The sequence below is a fragment of the Paenibacillus sp. CFBP 13594 genome (assembly GCF_014842675.1).
In the GTDB taxonomy this organism is placed as follows: Bacteria; Bacillota; Bacilli; order Paenibacillales; family Paenibacillaceae; genus Paenibacillus; species Paenibacillus amylolyticus_B.
The window spans coordinates 239,848-264,382 of the sequence record NZ_JACYVQ010000007.1 but is presented as its reverse complement, the minus strand read 5'-3'; the positions used below and the strand labels follow the sequence as shown (position 1 = coordinate 264,382).

At 48.2% G+C, this 24,535-nt stretch carries 19 protein-coding genes; 1 reads left to right on the top strand and 18 read right to left on the bottom strand.

Annotation, left to right across the window (positions count from 1 at the left end; genetic code table 11):
• Positions 1-42: 42 nt before the first annotated feature.
• The 9 genes from IFU39_RS22710 to IFU39_RS22670 all read right to left on the bottom strand — a co-directional run bounded on the left by IFU39_RS22710 (position 43) and on the right by IFU39_RS22670 (position 10,324).
• Entirely contained in the window at positions 43-603 is a 561-nt protein-coding gene (locus tag IFU39_RS22710) for a manganese efflux pump MntP (protein WP_076209792.1), read from the bottom strand.
• 175 nt (positions 604-778) lie between these two features.
• A complete protein-coding gene (locus IFU39_RS22705) occupies positions 779-1,951 on the bottom strand; it encodes an L-threonylcarbamoyladenylate synthase (RefSeq protein ID WP_446740351.1) in 1,173 nt (390 codons plus the stop codon).
• 466 nt (positions 1,952-2,417) lie between these two features.
• Complete coding sequence (spoIIR, locus tag IFU39_RS22700) at positions 2,418-3,077, bottom strand: stage II sporulation protein R (protein WP_192134985.1); 660 nt, start codon at positions 3,075-3,077, stop codon at positions 2,418-2,420.
• Between the two features lie 256 nt (positions 3,078-3,333).
• Positions 3,334-4,554, bottom strand: coding sequence for an FtsW/RodA/SpoVE family cell cycle protein (locus tag IFU39_RS22695; RefSeq protein WP_192134983.1), 1,221 nt, complete (start codon positions 4,552-4,554; stop codon positions 3,334-3,336).
• 271 nt (positions 4,555-4,825) lie between these two features.
• Complete coding sequence (locus IFU39_RS22690) at positions 4,826-6,046, bottom strand: FtsW/RodA/SpoVE family cell cycle protein (RefSeq protein ID WP_091012935.1); 1,221 nt, start codon at positions 6,044-6,046, stop codon at positions 4,826-4,828.
• Between the two features lie 85 nt (positions 6,047-6,131).
• Positions 6,132-7,016 (bottom strand): peptide chain release factor N(5)-glutamine methyltransferase, encoded by an 885-nt coding sequence (prmC, locus tag IFU39_RS22685; RefSeq protein WP_192135133.1) that lies wholly within the window; start codon positions 7,014-7,016, stop codon positions 6,132-6,134.
• A gap of 24 nt (positions 7,017-7,040) precedes the next feature.
• Positions 7,041-8,108: a peptide chain release factor 1 gene (gene prfA, locus IFU39_RS22680; RefSeq protein WP_091036276.1), complete on the bottom strand. Its 1,068-nt coding sequence runs from the start codon at positions 8,106-8,108 to the stop codon at positions 7,041-7,043.
• A 523-nt stretch (positions 8,109-8,631) separates the two neighbouring features.
• Positions 8,632-9,732, bottom strand: coding sequence for a redox-regulated ATPase YchF (gene ychF / locus IFU39_RS22675; RefSeq protein ID WP_017691917.1), 1,101 nt, complete (start codon positions 9,730-9,732; stop codon positions 8,632-8,634).
• Between the two features lie 121 nt (positions 9,733-9,853).
• A complete protein-coding gene (locus IFU39_RS22670) occupies positions 9,854-10,324 on the bottom strand; it encodes a GNAT family N-acetyltransferase (protein ID WP_192134981.1) in 471 nt (156 codons plus the stop codon).
• A gap of 254 nt (positions 10,325-10,578) precedes the next feature.
• On the opposite strand from IFU39_RS22670, the gene IFU39_RS22665 reads away from it, so the two are divergent.
• Positions 10,579-10,971, top strand: coding sequence for a hypothetical protein (locus IFU39_RS22665; RefSeq protein ID WP_192134979.1), 393 nt, complete (start codon positions 10,579-10,581; stop codon positions 10,969-10,971).
• Between the two features lie 132 nt (positions 10,972-11,103).
• On the opposite strand, the gene IFU39_RS22660 is transcribed toward IFU39_RS22665, so the two are convergent.
• From IFU39_RS22660 to IFU39_RS22620, 9 genes are all read right to left on the bottom strand, one after another.
• Positions 11,104-14,358 (bottom strand): S-layer homology domain-containing protein, encoded by a 3,255-nt coding sequence (locus tag IFU39_RS22660; RefSeq protein ID WP_192134977.1) that lies wholly within the window; start codon positions 14,356-14,358, stop codon positions 11,104-11,106.
• A 683-nt stretch (positions 14,359-15,041) separates the two neighbouring features.
• Positions 15,042-16,109: a type 2 isopentenyl-diphosphate Delta-isomerase gene (gene fni, locus IFU39_RS22655; protein ID WP_192134975.1), complete on the bottom strand. Its 1,068-nt coding sequence runs from the start codon at positions 16,107-16,109 to the stop codon at positions 15,042-15,044.
• 226 nt (positions 16,110-16,335) lie between these two features.
• Entirely contained in the window at positions 16,336-17,817 is a 1,482-nt protein-coding gene (locus tag IFU39_RS22650) for a phytoene desaturase family protein (RefSeq protein WP_192134973.1), read from the bottom strand.
• Between the two features lie 8 nt (positions 17,818-17,825).
• Positions 17,826-18,974, bottom strand: a complete 1,149-nt coding sequence (locus IFU39_RS22645; protein WP_192134971.1) for a glycosyltransferase — start codon at positions 18,972-18,974, stop codon at positions 17,826-17,828.
• Between the two features lies 1 nt (position 18,975).
• Positions 18,976-19,737 carry a lysophospholipid acyltransferase family protein gene (locus IFU39_RS22640; RefSeq protein WP_192134969.1) on the bottom strand — a complete coding sequence of 254 codons (762 nt, stop codon included), beginning with the start codon at positions 19,735-19,737 and terminating at the stop codon, positions 18,976-18,978.
• Positions 19,706-20,473, bottom strand: coding sequence for a carotenoid biosynthesis protein (locus IFU39_RS22635; protein ID WP_091012919.1), 768 nt, complete (start codon positions 20,471-20,473; stop codon positions 19,706-19,708). The genes IFU39_RS22640 and IFU39_RS22635 overlap by 32 nt, the downstream gene beginning before the upstream one ends.
• Entirely contained in the window at positions 20,473-21,345 is an 873-nt protein-coding gene (locus tag IFU39_RS22630; protein ID WP_192134967.1) for a phytoene/squalene synthase family protein, read from the bottom strand. Before IFU39_RS22630 ends, IFU39_RS22635 begins: the two co-directional genes overlap by 1 nt.
• Entirely contained in the window at positions 21,342-22,805 is a 1,464-nt protein-coding gene (locus tag IFU39_RS22625; RefSeq protein WP_192134964.1) for a phytoene desaturase family protein, read from the bottom strand. Before IFU39_RS22625 ends, IFU39_RS22630 begins: the two co-directional genes overlap by 4 nt.
• Positions 22,802-24,352: a phytoene desaturase family protein gene (locus IFU39_RS22620; protein WP_192134962.1), complete on the bottom strand. Its 1,551-nt coding sequence runs from the start codon at positions 24,350-24,352 to the stop codon at positions 22,802-22,804. The genes IFU39_RS22625 and IFU39_RS22620 overlap by 4 nt, the downstream gene beginning before the upstream one ends.
• Between the last annotated feature and the right edge of the window lie 183 nt (positions 24,353-24,535).

Genomic DNA, 24,535 nt, shown 5'->3' with positions numbered 1-24,535 from the left:
TTTTACATATGATGCGAATGATATGATATCTCAAGTTTTATTCTAAAATATAAACAAAAGTCCAAACGCAAGCAAGATTGCGCCACCAATGGCTTCGCCGTAATCCCCGAGATTCTGGCTCACCCGACGGCCTAATAGCAGACCCATAACCGACATCACCCCGCCACACACACCGAAAGCAAGTACAGTTAAGATCAGATCACTGCTGAACATCCCTAAGGATACGCCAACGGAGAATGAATCCACACTTACGCTGAGGGAGAACAAAACAACGCCGAGCAGGGAACGGTGGTCCACCAGCTTTGTATCGCCTTCACGGAATGCATTCAGAATCATATGAGCACCCAGCAAAACAAGCAATCCACCTGCCGCATACGTCGTAATGTCACCGAGCAGGGAGCTGACGTATTTGCCCATATACATGCCGATGAGCGGCATGATGATATGAAATAGCGCCGTTACAATACTGATTCGCAATACATCCCGCAGCCGAATGCCCTTCATGCCAATTCCGATCCCGAGTGAGAACGCATCGAGGCCAAGCGCAATAGCCATGATCAAAATGGTTACCAACTGCCCTACATGGGCAGACACATCCCACATCCCCATACCCCCAAGTCACGTAAAGGTTCTTGTACACGATATGCGGACAAGGACCTAAACATGACCGATGAAAGGCAAACGGCGACGGATGTCTGGTCAGTTGCTGGCTTTATAGAATCTTGATTTTGTTTTGGAAAAAGAGTGATTACTCTCCTGACTGTATGATCAGGAGAGGTTATGAGGGTTGCTGATTGCCAACTTGTATGAGTTGGTTCCCCGCAGCCTTGAGCAACCGATTCATGACGGCTGCTCCCAGCCCTTCGCGTGAGCAGGCTTCAGCCACAATATATGTGGCGCCTTGCTCATCGCAGCTGCGCAGCGCGGCGTATAGCCGGCGCGCTGCTTCTTCCAGCTCGCTGGCGTCACCCAGCGAGAACACGGCATCGGCGCGGTACTGCTCCGCGTGCTCGGCGAACGCCAGCACAGCGGTGCGCTCTCCGCGCTGCGCCGCCTCTGCGAGGGCGGCGCTGATCCAGGCCGCCACCACTGCGGGCGGCCCCTCCACCACGCACAGCGCCCCTGCGGGTGCATAGTGCGTGTACTTCATGCCCGGCGAGCGTGGCGCCGGGCTACCCACGCCATCGGCCCCCTCCGCGAGCAGCGCGGGGTCCGTGGCGACACGGGCGGCAACGGCGGACAGTTGTTCCGCCGTAATGCCGCCAGGGCGCAGGATGGTGACGGTACCGTCGTCACCGACCTGCACAACCGTGGACTCGACGCCCACCCCGGTGGGGCCGCCGTCCACAATGCCGCCGATGCGGCCATCCAGATCCTCGCGCACATGAGACGCGAGTGTGGGGCTTGGCCGCCCGGAGCGGTTGGCGCTTGGCGCAGCCACAGGGCATGCCGCCGCGGCGATCAACTGCAAGGCCACCGGGTGGTCCGGCATGCGCACGGCCACCGTGTCCAGACCGGCGGTGACACGCGGGGACACCGCCCCTGGCCTAACCGGCAACACCAGCGTCAGTGGTCCCGGCCAGAAGGCCGCCATCAGCGCTTCCGCCGTTTCGTTCACTTCCGTGACCAGCGAATCCAACTGGTCACGGTGCGCGATATGCACAATCAGTGGATTGTCGGAAGGTCGGCCTTTGGCGACAAATACAGCCTCCACGGCTGCTGTGCTACGCGCATCGGCACCTAAGCCATAGACCGTCTCGGTCGGAAAGGCCACCGTCTGACCTTGACGAATGCAGGCTGCGGCAGCCTGCAAGTCAGCGAGCGCCTGTTGATCGGCGCTCCCCTTTTTCACATCCATTAATTCAATATTACCCAATCCGTGATCGTTCTCAGCGCTCACCAAGACACGTACATCCCACATCTCGGTGACCAGCTCTCCCGGAGCTTTCATATCACGTTCTTCTCTACCATCCCTCATCTCAGAGGTGTGTTGCACTGGTTCGTTTTCTCTGCTCATATATCATCATTCCTAAACTTCAAGTAGGTTAGTTCATATCCATATTCAATATAAGAGGTTGTTTAAAAAGTACGCTTTTGATTACGATAGATGCCTAGCATCATCAACGTCGAATATGAAATTCAGCCGAAATAAGCGGGAGGCTTACGAAGTATGTTTCCGAAGGAAACATTTTGGTTGCTCACGTAGTTTGCCTACGCTCCGCTACTCCATTTCTAGCTTCATTCCATCTTCTTGGTACTGAAAACCAGACTTTTTGAACACGCACTATAAGTAATTATAACATACCTATCCCAACTCGGATGCCCTTCATACTTCGCTCGGAATTTCACCACTAATTCATATCAAAAGGGCAGCTCCCTGAATCGAAGTCGCCCTCTACTATATTATAAATACGTTGTTATGAGAACAATCCAGTTACCCAACTCCACAGTTTCACAGCCATATCCCACAGAAAGAATCTCGCTTCCGGTGTGTCTCCCTGCACAGATGCCTCGGCATCTCCTGGTTCAGCAGCTGCGGCTGATACGGTTGAAGGTTTCGCCAGTGCATCCCCGGTCCCTGCATCAATGAAGCACAACGGCGGGAACAACACACACCACCAGTTCTGACCTTTGCCTTCGCCCAGCGTGATCCGAACCGCTTCATAATCTCCGGCAGGATAGACGGTACCCCCATACAGCTTCGTCGGGAACGGAACAGAACCCAGCTCCACCTGATACTCATAATTTAAACTGCGACTGGCCAACTCTTCTCCTACTCTATTCTCAATCTCGGACAAATGCTCACGAATAACCTTGCGCGCTTCATCCAGACTTTGCGGATTTTCCAGTTCGGCTACCCACTCGCCCATCTGAGCAACGACAGCATCCCGAATCTCGCGTTTCACCAATTGATCTCCCGGTGCATCCGAGTTTGCTAGAATCCGCAAGCGAATCGATTGTTCAGGAATTGCTGTTGCCGCCACAGCTGCATCCGTTTTCTGACCTTCCCACATCATGATAATCATCATAAGACATACAATAATAAGTCCAATTTGCTTTACAATTCGTCTGCTCATTCCGTTCTCCCCCTCGGCTCTCTGATCACGTTGCCTGCAACTCTCTCATGTCTATCAGTATGCCCGGTAGAGACGGAAGTAAACCTAGCATTTGCAATAAATCTACTAAATCGTTTCTATGATTTACACTTTCTCACCCATCATGTTAAAAAGGCTGATCCGCACCTGGTTACAGGGCAAATCAACCTCTTCATTCCTATAAACGATCACGTTATACGTCTCACCGCTTTACTTTTCACCTACACCGACTCAACAGTTACACAGCACTTTTCTCTTTCTTGAGCATATTCCATAAACGTTCCGACAACCGGGGTTGCTGCTCTCCCATCAGAAGTTCATCCTCCTCTTCTTGCCCGTACAACTTAATGCTCATGACTACACCGATGCAAGCCATATTTATAAGCAAAGAGGTGCCGCCGTAACTGATGAACGGTAACGTAATACCTGTGAGTGGCATCAGTCCGAGGAACGCCCCCACGTTCTCAAACACCTGATACAATAACATTCCGATAATACCTACAATAATGACGGGTCCAGCACGATCTCTGCATGCCAGAGCAATCAGCACCATACGTTGAATCAGAATAAAGTACAACAGAATCAGTACGGATGCACCAACAAAGCCAAACTCCTCTGCGATCACAACAAAAATGGAATCAGAATACGTATAGGGGACTCGTCCGCTCTGAACGGATGTTCCTTGCAAATAACCTTTGCCGATGATACCTCCTGAACCAATGGCTAAACCTGCATTTTTCGTATGCCAGGAAGCTTTGGAGGTAGCCTTTTCCGGTACAAGCCAAGGATCAATCCGCTCCGCCCAATGCTCCCGTTTTATCTTTTCAAGAAAAGTGAAAACTTCATCATGGTAGAAGGTATAGGCTTTAACAAAACCAAAGAACGCTACCCCCACGATCGCCAATGCAATCAATGCGTGCTTCAGCCTCATATTTCCGATCCAGAATACCGCAGCCAAAATTACTACATACCCCAGCGCATTCCCCAAATCATTCTGAGCCATAACAAGGGCAAACGGAATAAACGCCCAACAGCCAATCGGCACAATATCTCTCCAAAATTTCAGCGTGCCTCGTTGTCTCTTCACGATCAAATGGGCGAGAAACAGAATCAGAATCATCTTGAACAGCTCTGCCGGTTGAAAAGAAAAGTTCTCGCCCAGCTTCAGCCAACCATTGGCGTTATTGATCGAACTGCCCAGGACATTAGCCAGGATCAGTAGTATAATTCCCAACCCGTACAAATAAAACGCATATTTCACGTATAACTTGTAATTCACAAGCCCGATCACAAGCACCGCAATGAACCCAGCCACATAGAAATAAATCGTTTTGACATGATGATTCGCCAGTTTGGCATCTGTCTGTGTTCCGCTGTAAATCGCAAATACACTAATAATCATGAGCAACAGCATTACAAAGAGAATCACACCATCCATCTTTTTCAACATTCTCAACATGACTCCGTCCATCCCCCTGAAATCTAACAATCTATCATTTCCAATTGAACTCAATATTACCATTGTATATAATTGGATAATAAAATGGAAATCTGGATCTTTTCAGGATGACTTTCAACCATTCAACGGCCTGTCTCCCACACTTAAAACAATAAAAACCCCAAAACCTTCACCCCTAAGTGAATAGGGCTGATCTGTTTAAGGGTTCTATTGTTAAGCGGCTTATATACGAATATCTGACGTTGCTATTTCAAGGTTTGATTCGAGAACGTTATTGCTCCTGCTGGGATGGCTTGCGTCTCAGCACTTTCATCACCAGATCGGTAATACTCGGTTGTTCCGAAGAGCCGAGAATATCTTCGTTCTCTTCCGTGTGAACCTTGATACTCATCACAATCCCCATACTAATCATGTTGAGCATAATGGAGGTACCGCCCGAACTGATAAATGGCAGTGTGATCCCTGTCAGTGGCATCAGACCAATAAATGGGCCAATATTAACAAAGATCTGGTAGAGCAGCATCGCTATAATCCCAACAATGAGATAAGGCCCCGCTCGATCCTTACACTCCAGTGCAATCAGCACCAGCCTGTGAATCAGGATAAAGTACAGGAGAAGCAGTACCGAGGCACCGATGAAACCAAATTCTTCCCCAATCTGCACAAAGATGGAGTCAGCATAGGCCAGCGGCACCCGATTCGACTGAATCGTTGTGCCTTCCATATAACCTTTGCCCGTAATCCCGCCAGAACCAATCGCAAGCTTTGCATTATACGTCTGCCAGAGTACATCTCTTGAGGTCAACTCTGGTACAAGCCAGGGGTCAAAACGATCTGCCCAGTGCGAACGTCCAATGTCATTCAGGAATTTAACAATCTCATCATGATAATGAATATATGCCTGTGTACCACCGATAAAGGTAGCCACAGCAATAATAAAACCAATGAGGGCATGCGTAAATTTAATGTTGCCGATCCATAATAGGCCCACAAGAATGACAACATAACTTAACGCATTTCCCAAGTCATTTTGAAGCAATACGAGTAGTAATGGCGGCAGAACGCAGAGTGAGATCGGAATAACATCACGTCCGAAATAGAGCGGACGATTCTTCTTTCGGGCCAAAAAGGCCGATAAAAACACAATCAGACATAGCTTGAACAACTCAGCTGGTTGCAAACTGACCCCGAAGATGGACAGCCAACCTTTTGCACCGTAATACTCTTTACCAAAAAACATTACGAAAATGAGCAGTAACATACCCACGCCATAGATATATAAATAATTTTTGATTATGAATTTATAGTTGATCATCGACATTCCAAAAAAGACGATGAATCCCAAAATATAAAAGATCACTGCACTTTTCGGGAGTCCCTCCAGCTTCGGACGACCAAACGTTGTACTGTAAATCGACAAAATACTGATAACCATCAGAATAACAAGTATAAACACGATAGAATAGTCTATCTTTTTAAATTTGTGCAGCATGTAATTATGTTCCCCCAAGCATTCAGAAATCTTCGGTATATCTCATTGTAGAGGATTTCACGGTAAAAAGAAAACCCGCGGAACCTTACATTTTCGTCACCTGTTCCGAAGTACGAACACCCAGGACATGCCGCTCGATTCCGGCAAGGTCCGGTACAATGATAATCTCCGACCAATGTCCCGCCGATTCAAGCAGAGCCGCGATGTCGCGAGCCTGCCCCTGGCCCAGCTCAAAACCAATAATCTGCGGCGGCGCAGGCAGCAGCGACAGTTGCTCCAGCATGATACGGTACGGTGCAAGCCCGTCCGGACCGCCGTCCAATGCCATGCGCGGCTCATGATCGCGCACCTCTTGCTGTAACCCGGCGATATCCGACGCCGGGATGTATGGCGGGTTGGACACCAAGATGTCCACCCGTGCCCCGGCGAACGGGGCCAGCAGATCGCCTTCACGGAAGTCGATCTGTACCCCGTTCGCGGCCGCGTTCCGCGCGGCCACTTGCAGGGCAGCCGCCGAGAGATCCCCGGCGCCGACCTGCCAGCGCGGGCGCAGTGAAGCCATCGTCACCGCGATGGCACCACTGCCCGTGCCAATATCGACGGCGAGCGGAGCGCCGTCAGGAAACACGCGGTCGGCTTCGCGCAGCACAGCTTCGACCAACAGCTCGGTCTCCGGCCGCGGAATCAGCACGGCCGGCGTGACCTCGAACGGCAGCCCATAGAATTCCTGGCTGCCGATAATATATTGCGCCGGCTCACCCGCAGCCTTGCGCGTGACGGCGTCCTCCCAGCGGCTGCGATGCTCGCTGAGAAAAGGCTCCGGCTGCATCATGTAGTACGCGGCGCCATAGACGCCGAGTACATGTTCCAGCAGCAGCCGAGCATTGTTTTGCGGCTCGTACACGCCGCACTTTTCCAAAAAAGAGGAAGCCTCCACGAAGGCTTCCCGACAGCTCTGTTCCGGCGTCATGACAAACTGCGCGCGGGTCACAGATTATTCTCCTCTATCCATCATCTCAGTCTGCTGAGCAATGGTCAGTGCAGACAAAATATCTTCAATCTCTCCGTTCATCACCTGATCCAGCTTGTGCATTGTCAGGCCGATCCGGTGATCCGTCACACGGCTTTGTGGGAAGTTGTACGTACGAATCCGCTCACTGCGGTCACCCGTTCCCACTTTGCTCTTCCGCTCAACAGAGATCTTCGCTTCCTCTTCCATCCGTTTCATATCGAAGATACGCGTACGCAGAACCTGCAACGCTTTTTCCTTGTTGGAGTTCTGTGATTTTCCATCCTGACATGTCGCAACAATTCCCGTTGGAACGTGCGTTACCCGTACTGCGGATTTCGTGGTATTAACCGATTGTCCACCGGCACCACTGGAACAGAACGTATCCACACGGATGTCTTTATCATGAATTTCGATATCAAAATCTTCGGCTTCAGGCATAACCGCAACCGTTGAAGTTGACGTATGAATACGTCCGCCAGACTCAGTTGTTGGAATACGCTGCACACGGTGTGCGCCGCTTTCGTATTTCATTTTGCTGTATGCGCCACGTCCGTTGATCAGGAAAACAACCTCTTTGAATCCACCGAGATCATTTGTGTTAACGTCCATCAGCTCTACACGCCAGCCTTGTGCATCTGCATAACGCGTGTACATCCGATAAAGATCTGCTGCAAACAATGCTGCTTCATCTCCACCAGCTGCTCCACGAATCTCAACAATAACGTTCTTGTCGTCATTCGGATCTTTTGGTAGCATAAGCACACGAATCAATTCGTCCAGTTCCTTCTGACGAGTGCTCAGTTCGTCTATTTCCATTTTGACCATTTCGCGCATCTCATCATCCAGTTTCTCACCCTGCATTTCCTTTGCAGCTTCGAGATCCTGACTTACCTGCTTGTATTCATTGTACGCTTCATAAGTCGGTTGCAGATCGGATTGTTCTTTGGAGTATTCCCGCAACTTTTTGTTGTCACTTGCCACATCCGGGTCACACAAAAGCTCGCTCAACTTGTCATAACGGTCGGCTAACGCCTGTAATTTATCCAACATGTATAGTCACCTCACGCATTATTTTGTCCAAGCACATCACATTTTCAATAATTATTTCAATTCAACATTAATTACATTTATAATCTATATTCCACAACGCACAGGATTCTCACGAATCCCCTGACCGCAGCATGTATTCACATTCATGTATGATCGACGTATAACATCGCTACAACGTCATCAAATCCTTTACTTTTAAAGTTGATATCAAGAAATCGTGTACCCTGTATGAAACTCGCTTCAACTCATCTGTTACAGCGCGAATTTAACGTGGTATACGACTCTTAATTATAGCATATTCTTATGGTTCTGAATAGTAACTGTTCGGCGCGCAATACAAAAATAATTCTATTTACATATTTCGGATTGTGTCTTTTCCTTTTATTATATCCACTACGCGCGATCAATCCAGTGCTTGTACACAATATATAGCGATCAAAAACATAAAAAGCCCTGTTATCTTCCAAAGAAGATAACAGGGCTGCTATAACCATTTTTTAAACCATAGTGAACGGTTTAGGAATTATACGTTGAAACGGAAGTGCATAACGTCGCCGTCATTTACAACGTACTCTTTACCTTCAAGACGAAGTTGACCGCGCTCTTTGGCACCGTTCATGGAACCCGCTGCAACCAGATCGTCGTAGGAAACAACCTCTGCACGGATGAATCCACGTTCGAAGTCGGTGTGAATGACACCCGCTGCGCCAGGCGCTTTTGTACCTTTACGGATTGTCCAAGCTCGAACTTCCTGTACACCTGCTGTGAAGTATGTGTACAGACCGAGCAATTTGTAAGCCGCTTTGATCAACAGGTTCAGACCGGAATCCTCGATACCGAGTTCTTCCAGGAACATTTGTTTATCTTCGCCTTCCAGCTCAGAAATCTCTTCTTCAACCTTCGCACTGATTGGCACCACTTCTGCGTTTTCAGCAGCTGCGAATTCTCTTACTTTTTGCACGTAAGCATTGTTCGCCACATCGCCGATTTCGTCCTCAGCTACATTGGCTGCGTACAGAACAGGTTTCAGTGTAAGCAAGTGCAGATCGCGTACGATCAGAAGCTCATCATCCGTAAGTTCCATGCTGCGTGCCGGCTTGTCATCGTACAGAACAGCCTTCACTCTCTCCAATACTTCTACTTCTTGAGAGGCAGTTTTGTTGCCGCCCTTCATGTTTTTCTTGGAGCGATCGATTTTCTTCTCAACACTCTCGATATCGGCCAAGATCAGCTCCAGATTGATCGTCTGGATGTCACTTACCGGGTCAATTTTGCCATCGACGTGTGTGATGTTCTCATCTACAAAGCAACGTACCACGTGTACAATTGCATCTACTTCACGAATGTGGGCAAGGAACTTGTTACCAAGACCTTCGCCTTTGCTCGCACCACGAACAAGACCAGCGATATCTACAAACTCAAACGCCGTTGGCACTGTTTTCTTAGGTACAACGAGTTCTGTCAGTTTGTCCAAACGCTCATCGGGTACTTCAACGATCCCCACGTTAGGGTCAATTGTACAGAACGGATAGTTTGCCGATTCGGCACCTGCTTGTGTTATTGCGTTAAACAATGTAGATTTACCAACGTTAGGCAAACCCACGATTCCAGCTTTCAAAGCCATGTATATGACAACTCCTCATTGATTACTTGTTCGGTATGGATAATCCTATACATTATATATGACAAACCTCAAGGCATCAAGGAACTTCGCCAATTCGACCAGAGTCCCATCCGCTATTGGTTTACCCTTTGATTTCCTTGTACATGGTCAGATCCGTTACCTCATATCCCATCTTGCGATACAGGCTGCTCGCCCGCACATTATGTCCAAACACATGCAAACCAATGCGATCCACGCCAAGGCTCAAGGCCGTCTGTTCAAGCGCCTCCATCGTCTCTGTTCCATACCCTTTACCGCGGTGTGCTTCTTCAACCACAATGTCTAGCAAAAATGCATCTTTGCCACGACGATTATCCGTGATGTTAAACCAGATATACCCCACATTTCCGTCTACAGGATGCATCAGATTGTAGAGATACGCTCCGGGTGTGTTCAAGCCTTCTGGCAGATAACGTTCATAAGATTCCTCCGCCAGTTGCTGCGCCTCTTCCTCAGCCCAAGTGCCTGCTTCTACTTTTTCCTGTGCAAAATCCTTAATCGATCGAATGCAAAAACTCGCATAATCTTCCTGATTCATGGGAGAAAGTTCCATTTATTCCCCTCCTTATTTTGAGTGATCTTCATTATGTAGGATCCCTGTGAAGTCCTTTTTGCACTGCTAGTATCTTATTGTATCCTGTTCTCCCGCTTGGCGCATGAAGTAATTCTGACGATTTGAACTCCAATTTTCATATGTATCCATTTTATCTATAACTTTTGATCTCCTCCCGTCGTTTATACCTCATAGGAAAGGAGTGCATTATATTCAACACACGTCGCCGATTCTCCAAAAAGAAAATTATTATCTTGTCCGCTATCATACTCGGAATCGCCATCGTCGCTTTTATGAGCTTTCTGAATGCAATGGATCCCTTTCGCCACTTAAGGATCACAATCCATAATCAGTCCGACTATGACCTCACCAATATTCAAGCTAGCCTGGTCCAAGGCGACAACTCGTTAAACAACAATGAGAATGGCTCCACCTATGTAGTCGATAAGGATATTTCCAGCGGAGCAAAGATGAAATTCGCCCCACAGCTGAAACTCTCTGGGGAGGGGGCCGTATCCTTGGCGTTTACGGACAGCCGCGGAAAAACCTATAATAAAACGGTCTGCGGTTATACGGAATACTTGTCCGGCAATTCCTACGTTACTGTAACCAATGAGAATGTCACCGTGAAAGATGAATGTATGTAAAAGGGTATATCAGTCAATCATCAAAAAAACTGCAATCTCCCTCTTAAGAAGATTGCAGTTTTGGTTCTATTTTATTTCAACACATCGTTCACCACAGTTATAAGTTTGTAAAAAAGAACTGTAACGGGCCTTTTACTTCTTGCTATGCAATAGGTTATAGATTATCATTGCAGCCTCCTGTCGGGTTAGCTGCTTTTTAGGCATAAACTTCTGATCGGGATATCCTTTCATAACAGATTCTTGAGTTACAAGACTGATACTATTTCTAGCCCAATTGGAGATCATTTGGTTGTCATCGTAGAGTGTGAATGATGATAATACATACCCTTGTTTTTTCATTACGTTCTCAATCATACTTGATGCTTCTTCTCTTGTAACGTCCACATTCGGTCTAAGCGTACCATCATTGAATCCTTTAAGTATACCTTGTTGTAATGCAGGAGTTATCTCCGAATAATACCAAGAGTTAGATTGAACATCCTTAAATTCATTAATGTAAGGAACCACAGAATTATATCCAAGGGCCCGTTGTAAGAAAATTGCAAATTCGGCTCTCGTCACTTTTTGATGTCCACCAAACGAACCGTCTGAATAACCTTTAACAATTCCTTTCTGTGCCAAGTAGATAATAGCTTCCTTAGCATAACTACTTTCTATATCTCTAAAAGTAACACTTGCTGGATTTTTCACTTCTCCATTCGAAGCCACAACTTGAGTATCAATTGTAATGCTGTCGTTTTTCCCCGTAACCGTACTAGGGATAGGGGTATTATTAACATTATGGTAAGGAGGAACAGGATAACTATATCCATATACCGTTGCACCACTTCCATCTGCTGGAGTTGTTACAGCAACCGTCTGCTTGCCAATGACCTCTTCTGATCCATCAGGTCTGACACGAACAGCGATGACATTATACTCATAATATTTATTTCGTTCGACGCCCACTTCACTAAACTGCAACTTACCGTTCACAGCAGTCACCATACCCTCATCACGTGTTTCTCCAGTGGCAGTATTCAAATACGTCTTACGGTAAACACCGTTTCCTAGAGGTTCGTACTTCGTTTGTGGATTACGTTCAACGTAATGAACTGCTCCTTCAATAGGTTGATATTCAAAGGCAATCGTTGCGTTCGAGGCATTCATTGGAGCCACATTCATCGGTTGAGGTATGCCCGCCGTCTGCACTTCGATTGTACTAGATTCAACCTTTCCGTATTTGTTACTCGCTACAACCCGATAGGTATATGTTCTTCCTGGCTGGAGCGTGTACGCTATCATCGTATTTGAATGACCTGACCATACTTTACTCACTTGATCCTGGTAGATCTCATACTGGGTTGCTCCCTCCACCAGATTCCATTGTAGGTCCACTCTATTATCGTACACTCGATTGACTCTTATGTTAATTTGGCCTTTCGGTGCCTCGTCCTCAGTCACTTTAGGAATTTTCACACTTTTAACTGCGGCTGAACCTTCATTGTCTCCGTCCCTGCCAACCACTTTATAGATGTATGTGGTGTCAGGTGTTACATTTACATCCTCGTATGAGGTTGACTTAGTTACCGCTAGAGGCTGATCATTACGGGTGATCACATACTCTACTGCATAGTCTGCCTTGCTCCACGTAAGTCTAACTTTGGTGGAATCCAGTGCTTCAGCTCGGAAATCAGGTGGATATGGAATAAAATTTCTAATTCCGATTGTAAATTTCGCTTCTTCACTGTAAACATCGCCTTTGCGAGCTACTAATGTATACTTAGTGATCGAATTAAAATTCACACCTTCATGCACATATTCTAAAAGCGGACCCTCATATAGAATTTCAGAACCACGCTTGAGAATATATTGTTCAGCACCTTCCACTGCATGCCACTGCAACCGAATCGCATTATTACCCACAGCACTCGACTGGGAGTATCTAGGACTATCTAGTTTCGTGATCACAGGTTCCCCATCAGCTAGCGTCGGAATAACGTAAGGATCTTCAGAAGTCCCCTGTCCTTTAAATGCACCATCATACTTCAAGAAGGCTTTGTATTTGAAATTCTGTAACGCGCTGCCTGCTGGAACAAAGTTTATATGATTATTTGGGAATTCATCAGATCCAGTGGCTATCTCCGTAAAAACAGGCCCCTGATTCCCCGACTTTCCAAATGCATGCTTATATGTACTAGGATTAGCCAAAGCCAGGCTGGATATCATCTGATTCGGACGTTTAGGATCATACAAAACAATCCCTGTATATTTCTCTAGATCCTCCTTGGTAACGATCCCTACAGGAGTTGAATAACCATGAACGTACTCCCCATTATCAAACGCATTGACTGTCCACCATAACGTCTGAAAAGGAGATTGCTTATCTTCTTTTATTTTGTTTAATTCATAGCCCACACTATCCGTGAACTTGGAGTACTCGTCCACACTCCATTTAGCGCTGTCACCTTGTGTATCAATATATTTTGAAACTGTATTTTGAGAGATTAAGGTCTGATTATCCACCAGGTACCATTTGCCGTATTTCTTAAGATCAACGACGGCGCCAAATCCTGCCTTGGAATCTCCTAAAGTATAAGCATCCTGTGCAGGAGGCGTGATTATAAATTCTAATGAACGTTGAGTGGAGTCTGTAGGATTCGTCCAAGCTAACCTGATCACATTTTTCTCACCTGGTTTCAGATCATTAATGAAAGTACTCGAACTGGATTGGCTGTTCAGATCAGTATTTTTCACGTCATTGACGTACACCTCTGCCTGTACATTGGTATCTTGCTTGTAAAACAGACTGATCGCATTGCCATTCACAAGCCCCCAGTTTACATAATTGAAGCCATCATCAATTCGATCTAATTTCCCTGCGAGCTTTCCAGTAAAATCAATTCTACCCGCATCATCGTAAATTGGTGCAGGGTCTTTCAATCTAACGAAGAGTAACTCTTGTTCTCCATATTTTTCTCCGTCATGAGCGAGAACCGTGATCCTATATGTATACTCAGGTACCGCTCTTGTTATTGTATATGTTCTCAGTTCCCCCACATCTCTGCCATCTCGATTAACCGTGACGGCATATTTTACCGCTCCCGGAACTTCATCCCAAGACAACGTTATGGAGTTATCCGTTGTGGTTACCGTTACGTTAGGTTTCGGCAAATATGACGTAGTAATAGTGTCGCTTATTGTTTTAATTGATGTAGACGTACTAGTACTGTTGGAATTATACGAGTCTATGAAGTTATCATTCGACTTGGAAGACTTCGTAGTTATTCTATCTGTACGAGGCTCATAATTCGCATGAGCTACTTCTGTACCTCCTCCTGTAATCAATAGATTAACCAATAATAAATTAATAACTAGCATGAAAATTAATAGCCTCTTGAACTTCATGTTATGTATCACCTCTTAGAATTTGTGTAGTATGCCTTATATGTATGAGTTTAACAAATAATCTTAACAAACCTTCGTTATTACTTTGGCTATCTAAAACTTAAATATATACTTATACGTTCAAAGTGTTAACCTTTAGTCGTAAATCAATCCATCCTTCCCTTAATTATAAGTGAGTCTTTTTACCTAAAAAAGTCATTAAAAACCATTCCTTAAGACTCATCAATCATAATGTGTAATGTATTAACAAACAATAAAAAATTTTACTCTGAATTAAATCTTCATCTTGTTATACATGACAAAAAAGCATGCCGTTAATTATCGTCGACATGCTCAAAGTAATACACCAATATTAATTAATTGACTTACCGCAGTCCAAAGTTGATGTGCTAAGTTCATTCCCTCACAATCTAACGAACCTGAGAGACACTATTCAGCACTTTTCATACATATTGAAAATGTAACGAACTATAGACTCGTTAACTACTCTTTCTTTGGCGTCATCCGCTTTAAATCGCTGTTTTCTGGCCTCTTAGCGTGTGTGAGATTCGTCAGATTCCCAACTAACGCCTAAATCGCCAAATAAGGTGTTACAGGTTCGTTAGCGAACGTTGCTCCATCAGACCCAGCGAATACGCCGCTCACAAGTCAGACTGTTCAGCAAGATGCCATGTCTGGTTTATCTACCGCCGTTCCACCAGACGTGACGTCTGCTTCAAATCCTCGATCCGCCCAGCCCCAATGCCAAACATCACGGTACGCAGCTCGAATTCGACCTGTTCTAACCGCTCATCCAGCGCATCATCGGAAGCGACTGCGGATTCGAGCAGAGATCGACCGAAGCCGGCGAGATCTGCACCGAGAGCGAGGGCTTTGGCCGCATCCACGCCAGTGTACAGTCCACCGCTGCCAATCAGGGCCCCCGCTGGATTCAGCCCTCGTACTTCCTGAATACACTCCGCTGTCGGAGTGCCCCAGTCAGCAAAAGCTTCAGCTGCCGCCCGGCGTACCGGGTTATTGTTACGATACTTCTCTACCTGCACCCAGCTTGTACCACCAGCACCAGCTACATCGATAAACGCAACACCCGCTTCATATAGGCGTTGAGCTGTCACGCCATCGATGCCAAAACCGACTTCTTTTACGCCAACAGGTACATCTAGCTCACGACACAAGTTCTCAATCCGCTGAAATAATCCGCTGAAGTTCGTATTACCTTCTGGTTGGAAAACTTCCTGCAACGTGTTCAGATGAAGCACGAGCATGTCCGCACCCGCAATATCTACGGCACGCTGGAAATCAGCTGTTGTGAAACCATAGTTCAGCTGCACAGCGCCCAGGTTGGCAATGACCGGGATGTCCGGTGCCCAGCGCCGCACATCGAAGGTACTCGCAAGTTCCGGCTGTTCCACGGCAGCCCGGATCGAACCTACGCCGAGCGCCCAGCCTCTGGCGTTCGCTACTCGGGCGAGGCGCTCATTGATAGCGCCCGTTGTTTTGCTTCCACCCGTCATCGAACTGATGAGCAAGGGTGTACGTACTTTTTTGCCAATAAACGAAGTCTCCAGATGCACCTCTTCAAAATCCAGCTCCGGCAGTGGGTGATGGCGAAACGCATACCGCTCCATACCGCTGGTTACCCCTTCTCCTGCCACATTCTCCTCAAGACAGAGGCGCACGTGCTCTAGCTTCCGTTCTCCCGTAGCCACTTCGGGAAGCAGCCGTTCGCCGGCTCGCTCTTGTTCATTCATGATGAGACCTCCTATGTGAGAATCGTGCGGATCGACAGGATAACCTGCCCGTCCCTTACTTCTATGTATATACGTCTTTTGCAAAAGACAAAAACAATAATCCTATAAGCATTGCAGCTCAGCAGTTTAACTCTACCCAGTATAACGTTCCAAACCAGCTATTGAAAGAATGCCCCGACACCAAATGTCTCACTTAAATCCCGGAGCACCACTATTTCATGCCTACTTATCTCAAGATTTCCGATGCCAACTGCTCACCAACAAGCTGCCCGGATAAGGTCACAATCGGGGTTCCGCCGCCTGGATGTGTTGTACCGCCTACGTACCAAAGTCCTTGTACATCTTTGCTTCGGTTGCCCGGTCGCATGAAGGTCTGTTTTACCGAATTGGAGGAGATGCCGTAGATCGACCCTTGATGCGCCAACGTATCCCGTTCGATATCTCGCGGTGTGTATCGAATCAGCACATCGGATTGGTTCAACCCGGTAATTCCCCACGCTGCCAATTGCTCCAGTACAAACGCTCCGTAACGTTCCGTCTGCTGCTCCCAATTCCATGAATCCGACAAGTAGGGGGCATTAACGAGAATGAACAGATTGCTGGCTCCCGCCGGGGCCATGCCTGCTTCGGAATAACCAGAGTAACAGATGTAGATCGTCGGATCGTCTGGCATTTTACGTTCACGGAAAATATGGTCAAACTCCGGTTCATACCGTTCCGGGAAGAAAACCGTATGATGCAACAGTGCATCGTATTGCTTTCGCACACCTGCTAACGTCACAAATCCCGAAATGGATGGTTCATACTTCCGTATGCGGGCATCACTCATCTCTTTCCGATGTTCCGGTGCGAGCAGTAGTCGATTCACGCTAAGCACATCTCCATTGGCAACCACCTGATCGGCTTCCCGGAAGCCTTGATCCGTATCCACGCCTGCCACTTTGCCATTCCGAACAACAATCTGCCGGACCTCTATGCCCGTAATGATCTGTACACCTTTTTCCTGTGCCAATCGAGTCATGCCTTCAATCAGTTGATAGGTTCCTCCTTTGACCCCGTAGATGCCCAACTCTGCTTCCACATGACCCATCATGGCAAAGATCGAAGGAGACTGATACGGCGATGATCCCACATAGGTCGCGTACCGCCCGAACATAGCGAGTGTATGCGGATGCTGGAAATACGAACGCAGCAACTTATCCAGCTTCACCGTTGGCCGCACGCGGAGCAGACTGCGCAGCATCTGAAGATTGTATTTGTCAGAAGGAGATAGCAACAACTTACCGAGAAAATGACGATTGGCTTCCGCATACAGTGCGGCAGACTCATCCATAAATGCATCATAATGAGCCGCATCCACCGGACTGTACGCCGCGATCTGTTCCTTCATCCACCCGCGATTACCTGACAAATCGACCACTGTGCCATCTGCAAATACATTACGCGTGCGTGGCTCCAACTCATATAGCTGTACGTAATCTTCCATTGTTACACCTGCATAGTCGAAGACGGAACGAAAAGTGGATGGCATCGTGATTGTGCTCGGTCCCCGGTCAAAATGATACCCGTCCCGCTCAATCTGTTGCAGTTTGCCACCTACATGATCCTGTCGTTCCAGAATGGTCACCTGCACACCTTGTGAAGCCAATCGGATCGCACATGACAGACCTCCGAATCCTGCACCAATAATTGTGACGTTACCTCTCATGTGACCCTTCAATTATACCGCCTACCTTTCCATACATACCCCTTGCCGGAGCGGCCTGCCTGCCAGGAAGCAAGTCCGATGGCAATGACACAGGCCATGCTGACCGGTTGCAGAAGGGCAAGCCACCAGGGCTGTCCGCCAGCATGATCCGCTACTCTTTTCACAGCCATACCTAGTAATGTTCCTAACACTCCATACAGAATGGGCGTCGAACTACCTGAGATTAATCCTATAATCAAGCCCATGGGAGGCACAATATACATCAGCGTATACATTAACATCGTGCCAAGCAGCAGTACGTCTTTGCGCCCCATACCTTCGTACATGTTTTTCTTATATCCGTTCCATACTTCAACACCGTTCTGATACATGCGGGTATTCGTTACATCATGCACATCGGTCAGCATCACCGGGTGACCTGCACGCTTGACTGCTTTGGCGAGACTCATATCATCCACCAGATGTGCCTGAATGGCAGCATGACCGCCGGATGCTTCGTAACTGGAGCGATGAATCAGCAAAAAAGCCCCCGTAGCGGCCACAAACATCGGACTGGATGATCTGCGTATCATGAAAATGGGCAGATGACTGATGATGGTGAAGACCATCATGGGCACAACAAGCTTTTCCATCCATGTCTTTGTTACCTGATAAGGAAAACCGGTTATAAGCCCCCCGCTCTGCTCACACCCTGCCGCAAGCGTCTGCCGAATGGCACTTGGCTCGAGACGGACATCCGCATCCACAAACATAAACCATTCTCCCTTGGCCTCCTGAACCAGCCTGTGACACGCATGGGATTTCCCCATCCAGCCCTCGGGAAGATCGACACCATGCAACAGTCGCACACGTTCATCATGCTCCGCGATTGCCTGGACCATGGCGGCTGTCTCATCTTCGGAGCGATCATCCAGCACCAGCACTTCCATCCGGAATCCCGACGTATCACTCGCGAGCACACTTTCCAGACATCCTTCGATATGTAGTCTTTCATTTCTGGCCGGGATCAGTACCGAGACCATCAGGTCTGGGGGTTGTATCTTGTCTGACCGGAATGAACGTACTTTGGGCAGACAGGAGACGTTCCATAGAGCGAACAGCAACTGTATTCCCAATATGCTTGTAAGCACAATCCAGAAGATTTCAGATGTATTCATCCTAACGGTTCACCCGCTTTCGCGTGGCATCGTATTTTTCACTTGTCGAACGTCCATGACGAATCAGCGGAAGCGCATCTGGCAAACTTCCCTGCCCCAGCCGTACAAGCTCTGATCTGTGATTGTCTAACTGCCGTTCCAGCACATGACCAAGTCTGGTGGCAATCTCTTCACTCTTCCATGCCTTCCAGTCTTCCATCACAGGCGGGCCTACCTGCATCGAGATTTCCGGTAGATCATGCTGAACCATCCCATGGCACAAGGTTACCGGTACGGCAATGGCATTCGGAGAGCGACGAAGCAATAGTCCGATGCCTGGACGGAACTGAATCGGTCTGGCCTCCTGATGCAATATTTCTCCTTGCGGAAAAATCCAGACCCTTTTGCCCGAATTCAACAGCTCACTGGTGTACTGTAGAGAAGTCCGAATACCGGACGCACTCTCTTTATTGATCGAATACGCACCCAATTTACGGAAAAAAACATATTGCTGAAGCTGTTGCTCCTCCATCATCACATAATGATCACCCCGCGATGTCTGCCTGGCCGCATGATAGAGCAGCAGACCATCCCACCAGGAGCTGTGATTCATGAAATAGATCACCGGACGAGTCGGATCAATCGGGGAGTTGTCCCTGATGTCCACCTGCGGGTCCAGTGACCCCGTGAGCGTGAAGGAGCGGAAGCGCCGACGCAGCAGATAATAGTGACTGTATAAGGCAAAAATATGGTTAAACGGTTTTGATTTTACGGCGCGAATCATACAGCCAGCTCCCTTCCGCAAGAAGCACTCCTGCAATGGCGATGATAAAGCTGCCTGTAATTCCTTCCTTCAGGGCGAGTAGGCCGAATAGAAGAATAAAGAGCTGATACAACCATTTTGCACGCAGTAATGAGCTACGGTCACCAGGCATGGCCGGAAGGAACAGGGACAGGAATGCGCCCATGATAAACCAGCTTATGTAATTGGTCCACGGGACCCCGTAGAATCCACCTGGAGCCTGCCACTCCCAGAATCCTCTTGCATGCGCGACAGGATCGAGTACCAGATCAAGAACCACCGCCCAGAACCCGGTCTTCACGGCTCGAAGCAGTTTTCCAGTCCAGGTTGAACCCCCGCCACTTAACAGCGCCGAGTTACCCACCACTGCGATCCAGGCGAAACCCAGCGTAACAGGCACACTGAACAGATGAATCCCGAAAAAGTCAGAGTAAGCATACTCACCAAAGGGCCAATGCGTATGCACCCCTACCCACTCCACGCCCATACCACCCAACCAGATGATCACGGAAGCGATCCACAGCCCGGGTTTCAACCAGATGACTGACTGGTCGGACAGACCTGTCCGATTGCGCCCCTGGTAGATCAGATCCAGCACATACAATGCGTAGAAGATTAGAAATAATCCATTTGAAAAGGACAACACATCCGGCACGCCGATCGTCAGCATCAAGGTTGCTCCAATGACATACCAAGCCCAGTAAAGCCACTGGATCATTAGGATACCGCCGTTCGGGAGGCTTGATAGGCCAGCATCGGGTAACGTTTCACAATCGCACCCAGCATCTCCAGTTTCAATTCATCACTAACATATGCCCGTTTGGTATATACGTCATAGTCGTTGCGCTCAACCGCGTGTAGAATGGTGGAGTAAAAGGCTGCTGCCAGCTCAATCGAAAACGCACTTTCCGTTGGGTACGTATCCAGACGATCCATGCCAATACGGAACCAGTTCAATGCTGCCGCTTTTAATTCATGAACAATGGCAATAAAGCGTTCGTCCACGATTCCGTCTTCAAAGTCCTGTTCGGTGTAACCATGCTTCTCCATGATCTCCAGCGGAACATACCGGCGCACTCTGGCCCGATCTTCACCAACATCCCGAATAATATTGACGATCTGCATCCCTTTACCCAAAGCAATCCCGTTCACGGCTACTTCTGCGCCGTTATCATCCCGCAATACAGGCAACAACATCTCGCCTACGGTTCCGGCCACCAGATAACAATAATGCTCCAGTTCCTTCATCGTTGTATAATGCGTTACTTTAAGATCCGTGAGCTGCCCTTCCATCTGGCGGAAGAATGGCCTCTTATCCAGATGAGGAAAACTGCTGAACAACCATCTCAGTGCTGGCCAGATAAAATGTCCTTCCGCGTCGTCCAACTGACCAAATAAATCATGGATTTCGTGAATTGTATAGGGCGAATGCTCCGGCTCGTCTACACTGTCATCAATCATGCGGCAGAAGGCATAAATGACATATACCGCTTCCCGACGTGGACTTGGCAGCCCTCTAAAGGCCTGATAAAAAGAGGAAGAACCCTTTTGCATCAACTCTTCACACCTGCTCAAAATCGCTTCATTCATGTTCCCATCTCCTTCGTGAGTTGATTGACGGCCATACGTGCACTCTGCATCACAATCGGCACTCCCCCTCCAGGATGTACAGATGCTCCTGCGGCATATAACCCCTTGATATTAGGGAATGGTTTGGGTTGTGGTCGGTATACACCGGACTGGAACAACACTGGCGCAATACCGAAGCTTCCGCCTCCATATAGCCCGTCTCGCTCTGCGTCAGCGGGTGTACGCACCTTTTTCCACCTGATCGCTGCACGAAGTCCCGGGAATCCACGTTGCTCCGCTTCTTCCAATACACGTTCTGCCAATGCTTCGCTCTCCTGATCCCAGTCGACACCTTCGGCATCGGGCACGGGAATGAGGAAATACAATACACTCTGTCCTGAAGGCGCTGCTGTCTCATCCAATGCGACCGGATTAAATACGTAAAATGAGGACTTTGCCGGAATGCGTCGCTGATTGAAGACTTCCTGTAAACTACCTTCCAGACTCGGTGGCAGGAAGAACTGGTGCGTCGTTGCATCTTCCCAGGTTTTGTCCACGCCCACATAGAGCAATACACATCCGGAAGAGGGGAGATATGGCTTTCTTTTACGCGCTACCTCTGGTGCTTGACCAAGCAAACCCGAAAGATGGGGGAAATCGCCATTGTAGATAACTGCATCCACATTTTCTGCGCCTGCTACCGTTTCTATACCTTCACATACACCGTTTTTAATCGTGAGCCCGGTAACTTCCGCATTCAGCACAACACGTCCACCACGTGAGATCAGTTCCTGTTCCAGAATGGCCGGTAATGCTGCATACCCGCCCTTCACCATCCAGATACCATATTCATGCTCTGCGTAAGGCAAAAGGGAATAGATACCTGGCGTTCCAAACGGTGATCCACCGATGTATAGACTTTGCAGAGAGTATGCATCAAGCAATTCCTCATGCTCAAAATAATCGCCTACCGCTTTCCGAACACTTTTGTGTGCACGCAATCTGCCCATGAGGGACATGAGCGAAGGGGTGAAGAAATCCCTTTTGCGCGGAAAAGCCCTTTCCAGAAACGCTGCCCGGCCTGCTGGAAATAACGTGTCCATATCTTTCATGAATCGTGTGAATCCCCGGCTCTCTCCCGGGAATAAACGTTCAATCTCCGCCGTCTGCTCTTCACGTGACGTCATCTTGGTCATGACACGACCACTATGGTAATGCACTCTGTATAACGGATCACAGCGAAGCAGTTCAATCTTCGAACGATCTACGCCTGCCTCCTCCAGTATGCCAAGCAACATCTCAGGCAATAGCACAATCGTCGGCCCTTGATCGATCCGGTATTCCCCTTCCTGCTCATATCCAATGCGTCCGCCAACGCGAGAACCCCGTTCATAGACAGTGACATCCCAACCTTGACGGTTCAACAACAGCGCCGAAGTAAGTCCGCCAATCCCTGCGCCTACAATAGCGGCCCGCTTCATGAATGCCCTCTGGCTTCTGCCGTCTTCACATACGAGGATCGTTTGGAGCTTGTACGCGCGTCCTCTTCCTGAATCAGTCTGACACTGATCCGTGCCGATTCGAAGATCGTGGGCAACCCGCTGCCCGGATGTGTTCCGCCGCCTACCAGCCATACACTTTTCAACTCTTCAAACTGGTTATGGGGACGCAGGTACATCATCTGACCCAGATTATGCGCCATGTTAAACGTTGCTCCGCGGTACACATCCAGTTCATTCTCCCAATCGAGTGGAGTGAACAGCATACATTCTTCGATCCGGCTGCGAATATCTGCCAGCTCAGGAATACCTTCCATGCGCTTCAACATGGCCTCTTGCACATTTTCACGTTCTGCTTCCCAATCGATGCCTGCGGTAAGATTAGGCGTAGGCATGAGAACATATAAAGCGGATTTCCCTTCCGGTGCCAGCGTCGAATCGAGTCTGGAAGGGTTATGAATATATAGAGATGGATCGGCTGATAACATTTTGTGCTTTGTGATCTCATCCACGTTTAACCGGTAGTCCTCGGGAAAATAGATCGAGTGATGCGGCAGATCCACTCCACCATCCACACCCAGATACAGCATCGCTGTCGAGCAGGAGTACTTTTTGCGTTTCATTTTCTCCGGGGTATATTTCTTAAGTACGCCCGGTTCGAACAGATGGTTCACCGCATGTGCAAAGTCAGCGTTCACCACCACATGGTCCGCGTCGATGCGTTCACCGTTCTCAAGCAACACACCTTCTGCACGACCATTGCGAACGATGACCTGTTTCACCGGGGTGGAAGTATGTATGCGTCCTCCGTATTCTTCCACGACATCAGCCATGGCTTGGAAGATCCGATTCACGCCACCAATGGGGTGGAACAATCCGTAGTGATGCTCAATAAACGATAATATGGTAAAGGTGCCCGGACAATCCCAGGCAGACATACCAAGATATTTGGATTGGAATGTAAATGCCCAGCGTAGACGCTCATCTGTAAAATAGCGGGACAAGATCCCATAGACGGTGTTGTGGACATCAAGCTTAGGTAGAGCAGTTACCGCGTCTTTGCGTAGATAGTCAGTCAGCTTGCCAAACGGACGGCGCAGCAAAGGCATGACTTTGCCAAACTTCACTTCCTCTTCTTGCATGAACCGAAGGTAATTGTCTTCATTGCCCGGAAACAATTCCTTAATCTGTGCAGCTGTATCTTCCCGATTACGAGAAGGTGTGAACACCGTATCACCAAAGTTCAGTGCGTACAGCGGGGTTAGTTCTTTCATATGCACATAATCGGATAACTTGCGTCCCACGACGTCGAACATCTCTTCAATCAGCTGAGGCATCATCAAAAATGTTGCCCCCCGGTCGAATCGATACTCGCCCAGTTCCAATCTGGCAGAACGCCCCCCGATGACCGGCTGTTTCTCATACACATCTACTTCGTACCCCTGACCGGACAATAACATCGCTGCTGCAAGTCCACCCGGACCCGCGCCAATCACAGCTGCACGTTTGCGTTGTTGATTCGGTATCATGCCACTCACCTCTCTATGTAGGGAATTCCTATAGTTCTCTAGCCCCTAGCCTATTATTAAACCGCCCAAGAACACTTTAAGCGGTAACCAGCAAAAACATTATACAAATATAATACAAATATTATACGACCTTGTAAACCAAAAAATGACCCGTCGGTCAAAACACGTGAATACTCCATTCAT

What these genes read in the sequence shown, in the direction of transcription:
- IFU39_RS22710 (WP_076209792.1), bottom strand. Translation starts at nt 603, where the DNA reads ATGTGGGATGTGTCTGCCCATGTAGGGCAGTTGGTAACCATTTTGATC.
- IFU39_RS22705 (WP_446740351.1), bottom strand. Translation starts at nt 1,951, where the DNA reads ATGAAAGCTCCGGGAGAGCTGGTCACCGAGATGTGGGATGTACGTGTC.
- spoIIR (WP_192134985.1), bottom strand. Translation starts at nt 3,077, where the DNA reads ATGAGCAGACGAATTGTAAAGCAAATTGGACTTATTATTGTATGTCTT.
- IFU39_RS22695 (WP_192134983.1), bottom strand. Translation starts at nt 4,554, where the DNA reads ATGTTGAGAATGTTGAAAAAGATGGATGGTGTGATTCTCTTTGTAATG.
- IFU39_RS22690 (WP_091012935.1), bottom strand. Translation starts at nt 6,046, where the DNA reads ATGCTGCACAAATTTAAAAAGATAGACTATTCTATCGTGTTTATACTT.
- prmC (WP_192135133.1), bottom strand. Translation starts at nt 7,016, where the DNA reads ATGACGCCGGAACAGAGCTGTCGGGAAGCCTTCGTGGAGGCTTCCTCT.
- prfA (WP_091036276.1), bottom strand. Translation starts at nt 8,108, where the DNA reads ATGTTGGATAAATTACAGGCGTTAGCCGACCGTTATGACAAGTTGAGC.
- ychF (WP_017691917.1), bottom strand. Translation starts at nt 9,732, where the DNA reads ATGGCTTTGAAAGCTGGAATCGTGGGTTTGCCTAACGTTGGTAAATCT.
- IFU39_RS22670 (WP_192134981.1), bottom strand. Translation starts at nt 10,324, where the DNA reads ATGGAACTTTCTCCCATGAATCAGGAAGATTATGCGAGTTTTTGCATT.
- IFU39_RS22660 (WP_192134977.1), bottom strand. Translation starts at nt 14,358, where the DNA reads ATGAAGTTCAAGAGGCTATTAATTTTCATGCTAGTTATTAATTTATTA.
- fni (WP_192134975.1), bottom strand. Translation starts at nt 16,109, where the DNA reads ATGAATGAACAAGAGCGAGCCGGCGAACGGCTGCTTCCCGAAGTGGCT.
- IFU39_RS22650 (WP_192134973.1), bottom strand. Translation starts at nt 17,817, where the DNA reads ATGAGAGGTAACGTCACAATTATTGGTGCAGGATTCGGAGGTCTGTCA.
- IFU39_RS22645 (WP_192134971.1), bottom strand. Translation starts at nt 18,974, where the DNA reads ATGAATACATCTGAAATCTTCTGGATTGTGCTTACAAGCATATTGGGA.
- IFU39_RS22640 (WP_192134969.1), bottom strand. Translation starts at nt 19,737, where the DNA reads ATGATTCGCGCCGTAAAATCAAAACCGTTTAACCATATTTTTGCCTTA.
- IFU39_RS22635 (WP_091012919.1), bottom strand. Translation starts at nt 20,473, where the DNA reads ATGATCCAGTGGCTTTACTGGGCTTGGTATGTCATTGGAGCAACCTTG.
- IFU39_RS22630 (WP_192134967.1), bottom strand. Translation starts at nt 21,345, where the DNA reads ATGAATGAAGCGATTTTGAGCAGGTGTGAAGAGTTGATGCAAAAGGGT.
- IFU39_RS22625 (WP_192134964.1), bottom strand. Translation starts at nt 22,805, where the DNA reads ATGAAGCGGGCCGCTATTGTAGGCGCAGGGATTGGCGGACTTACTTCG.
- IFU39_RS22620 (WP_192134962.1), bottom strand. Translation starts at nt 24,352, where the DNA reads ATGATACCGAATCAACAACGCAAACGTGCAGCTGTGATTGGCGCGGGT.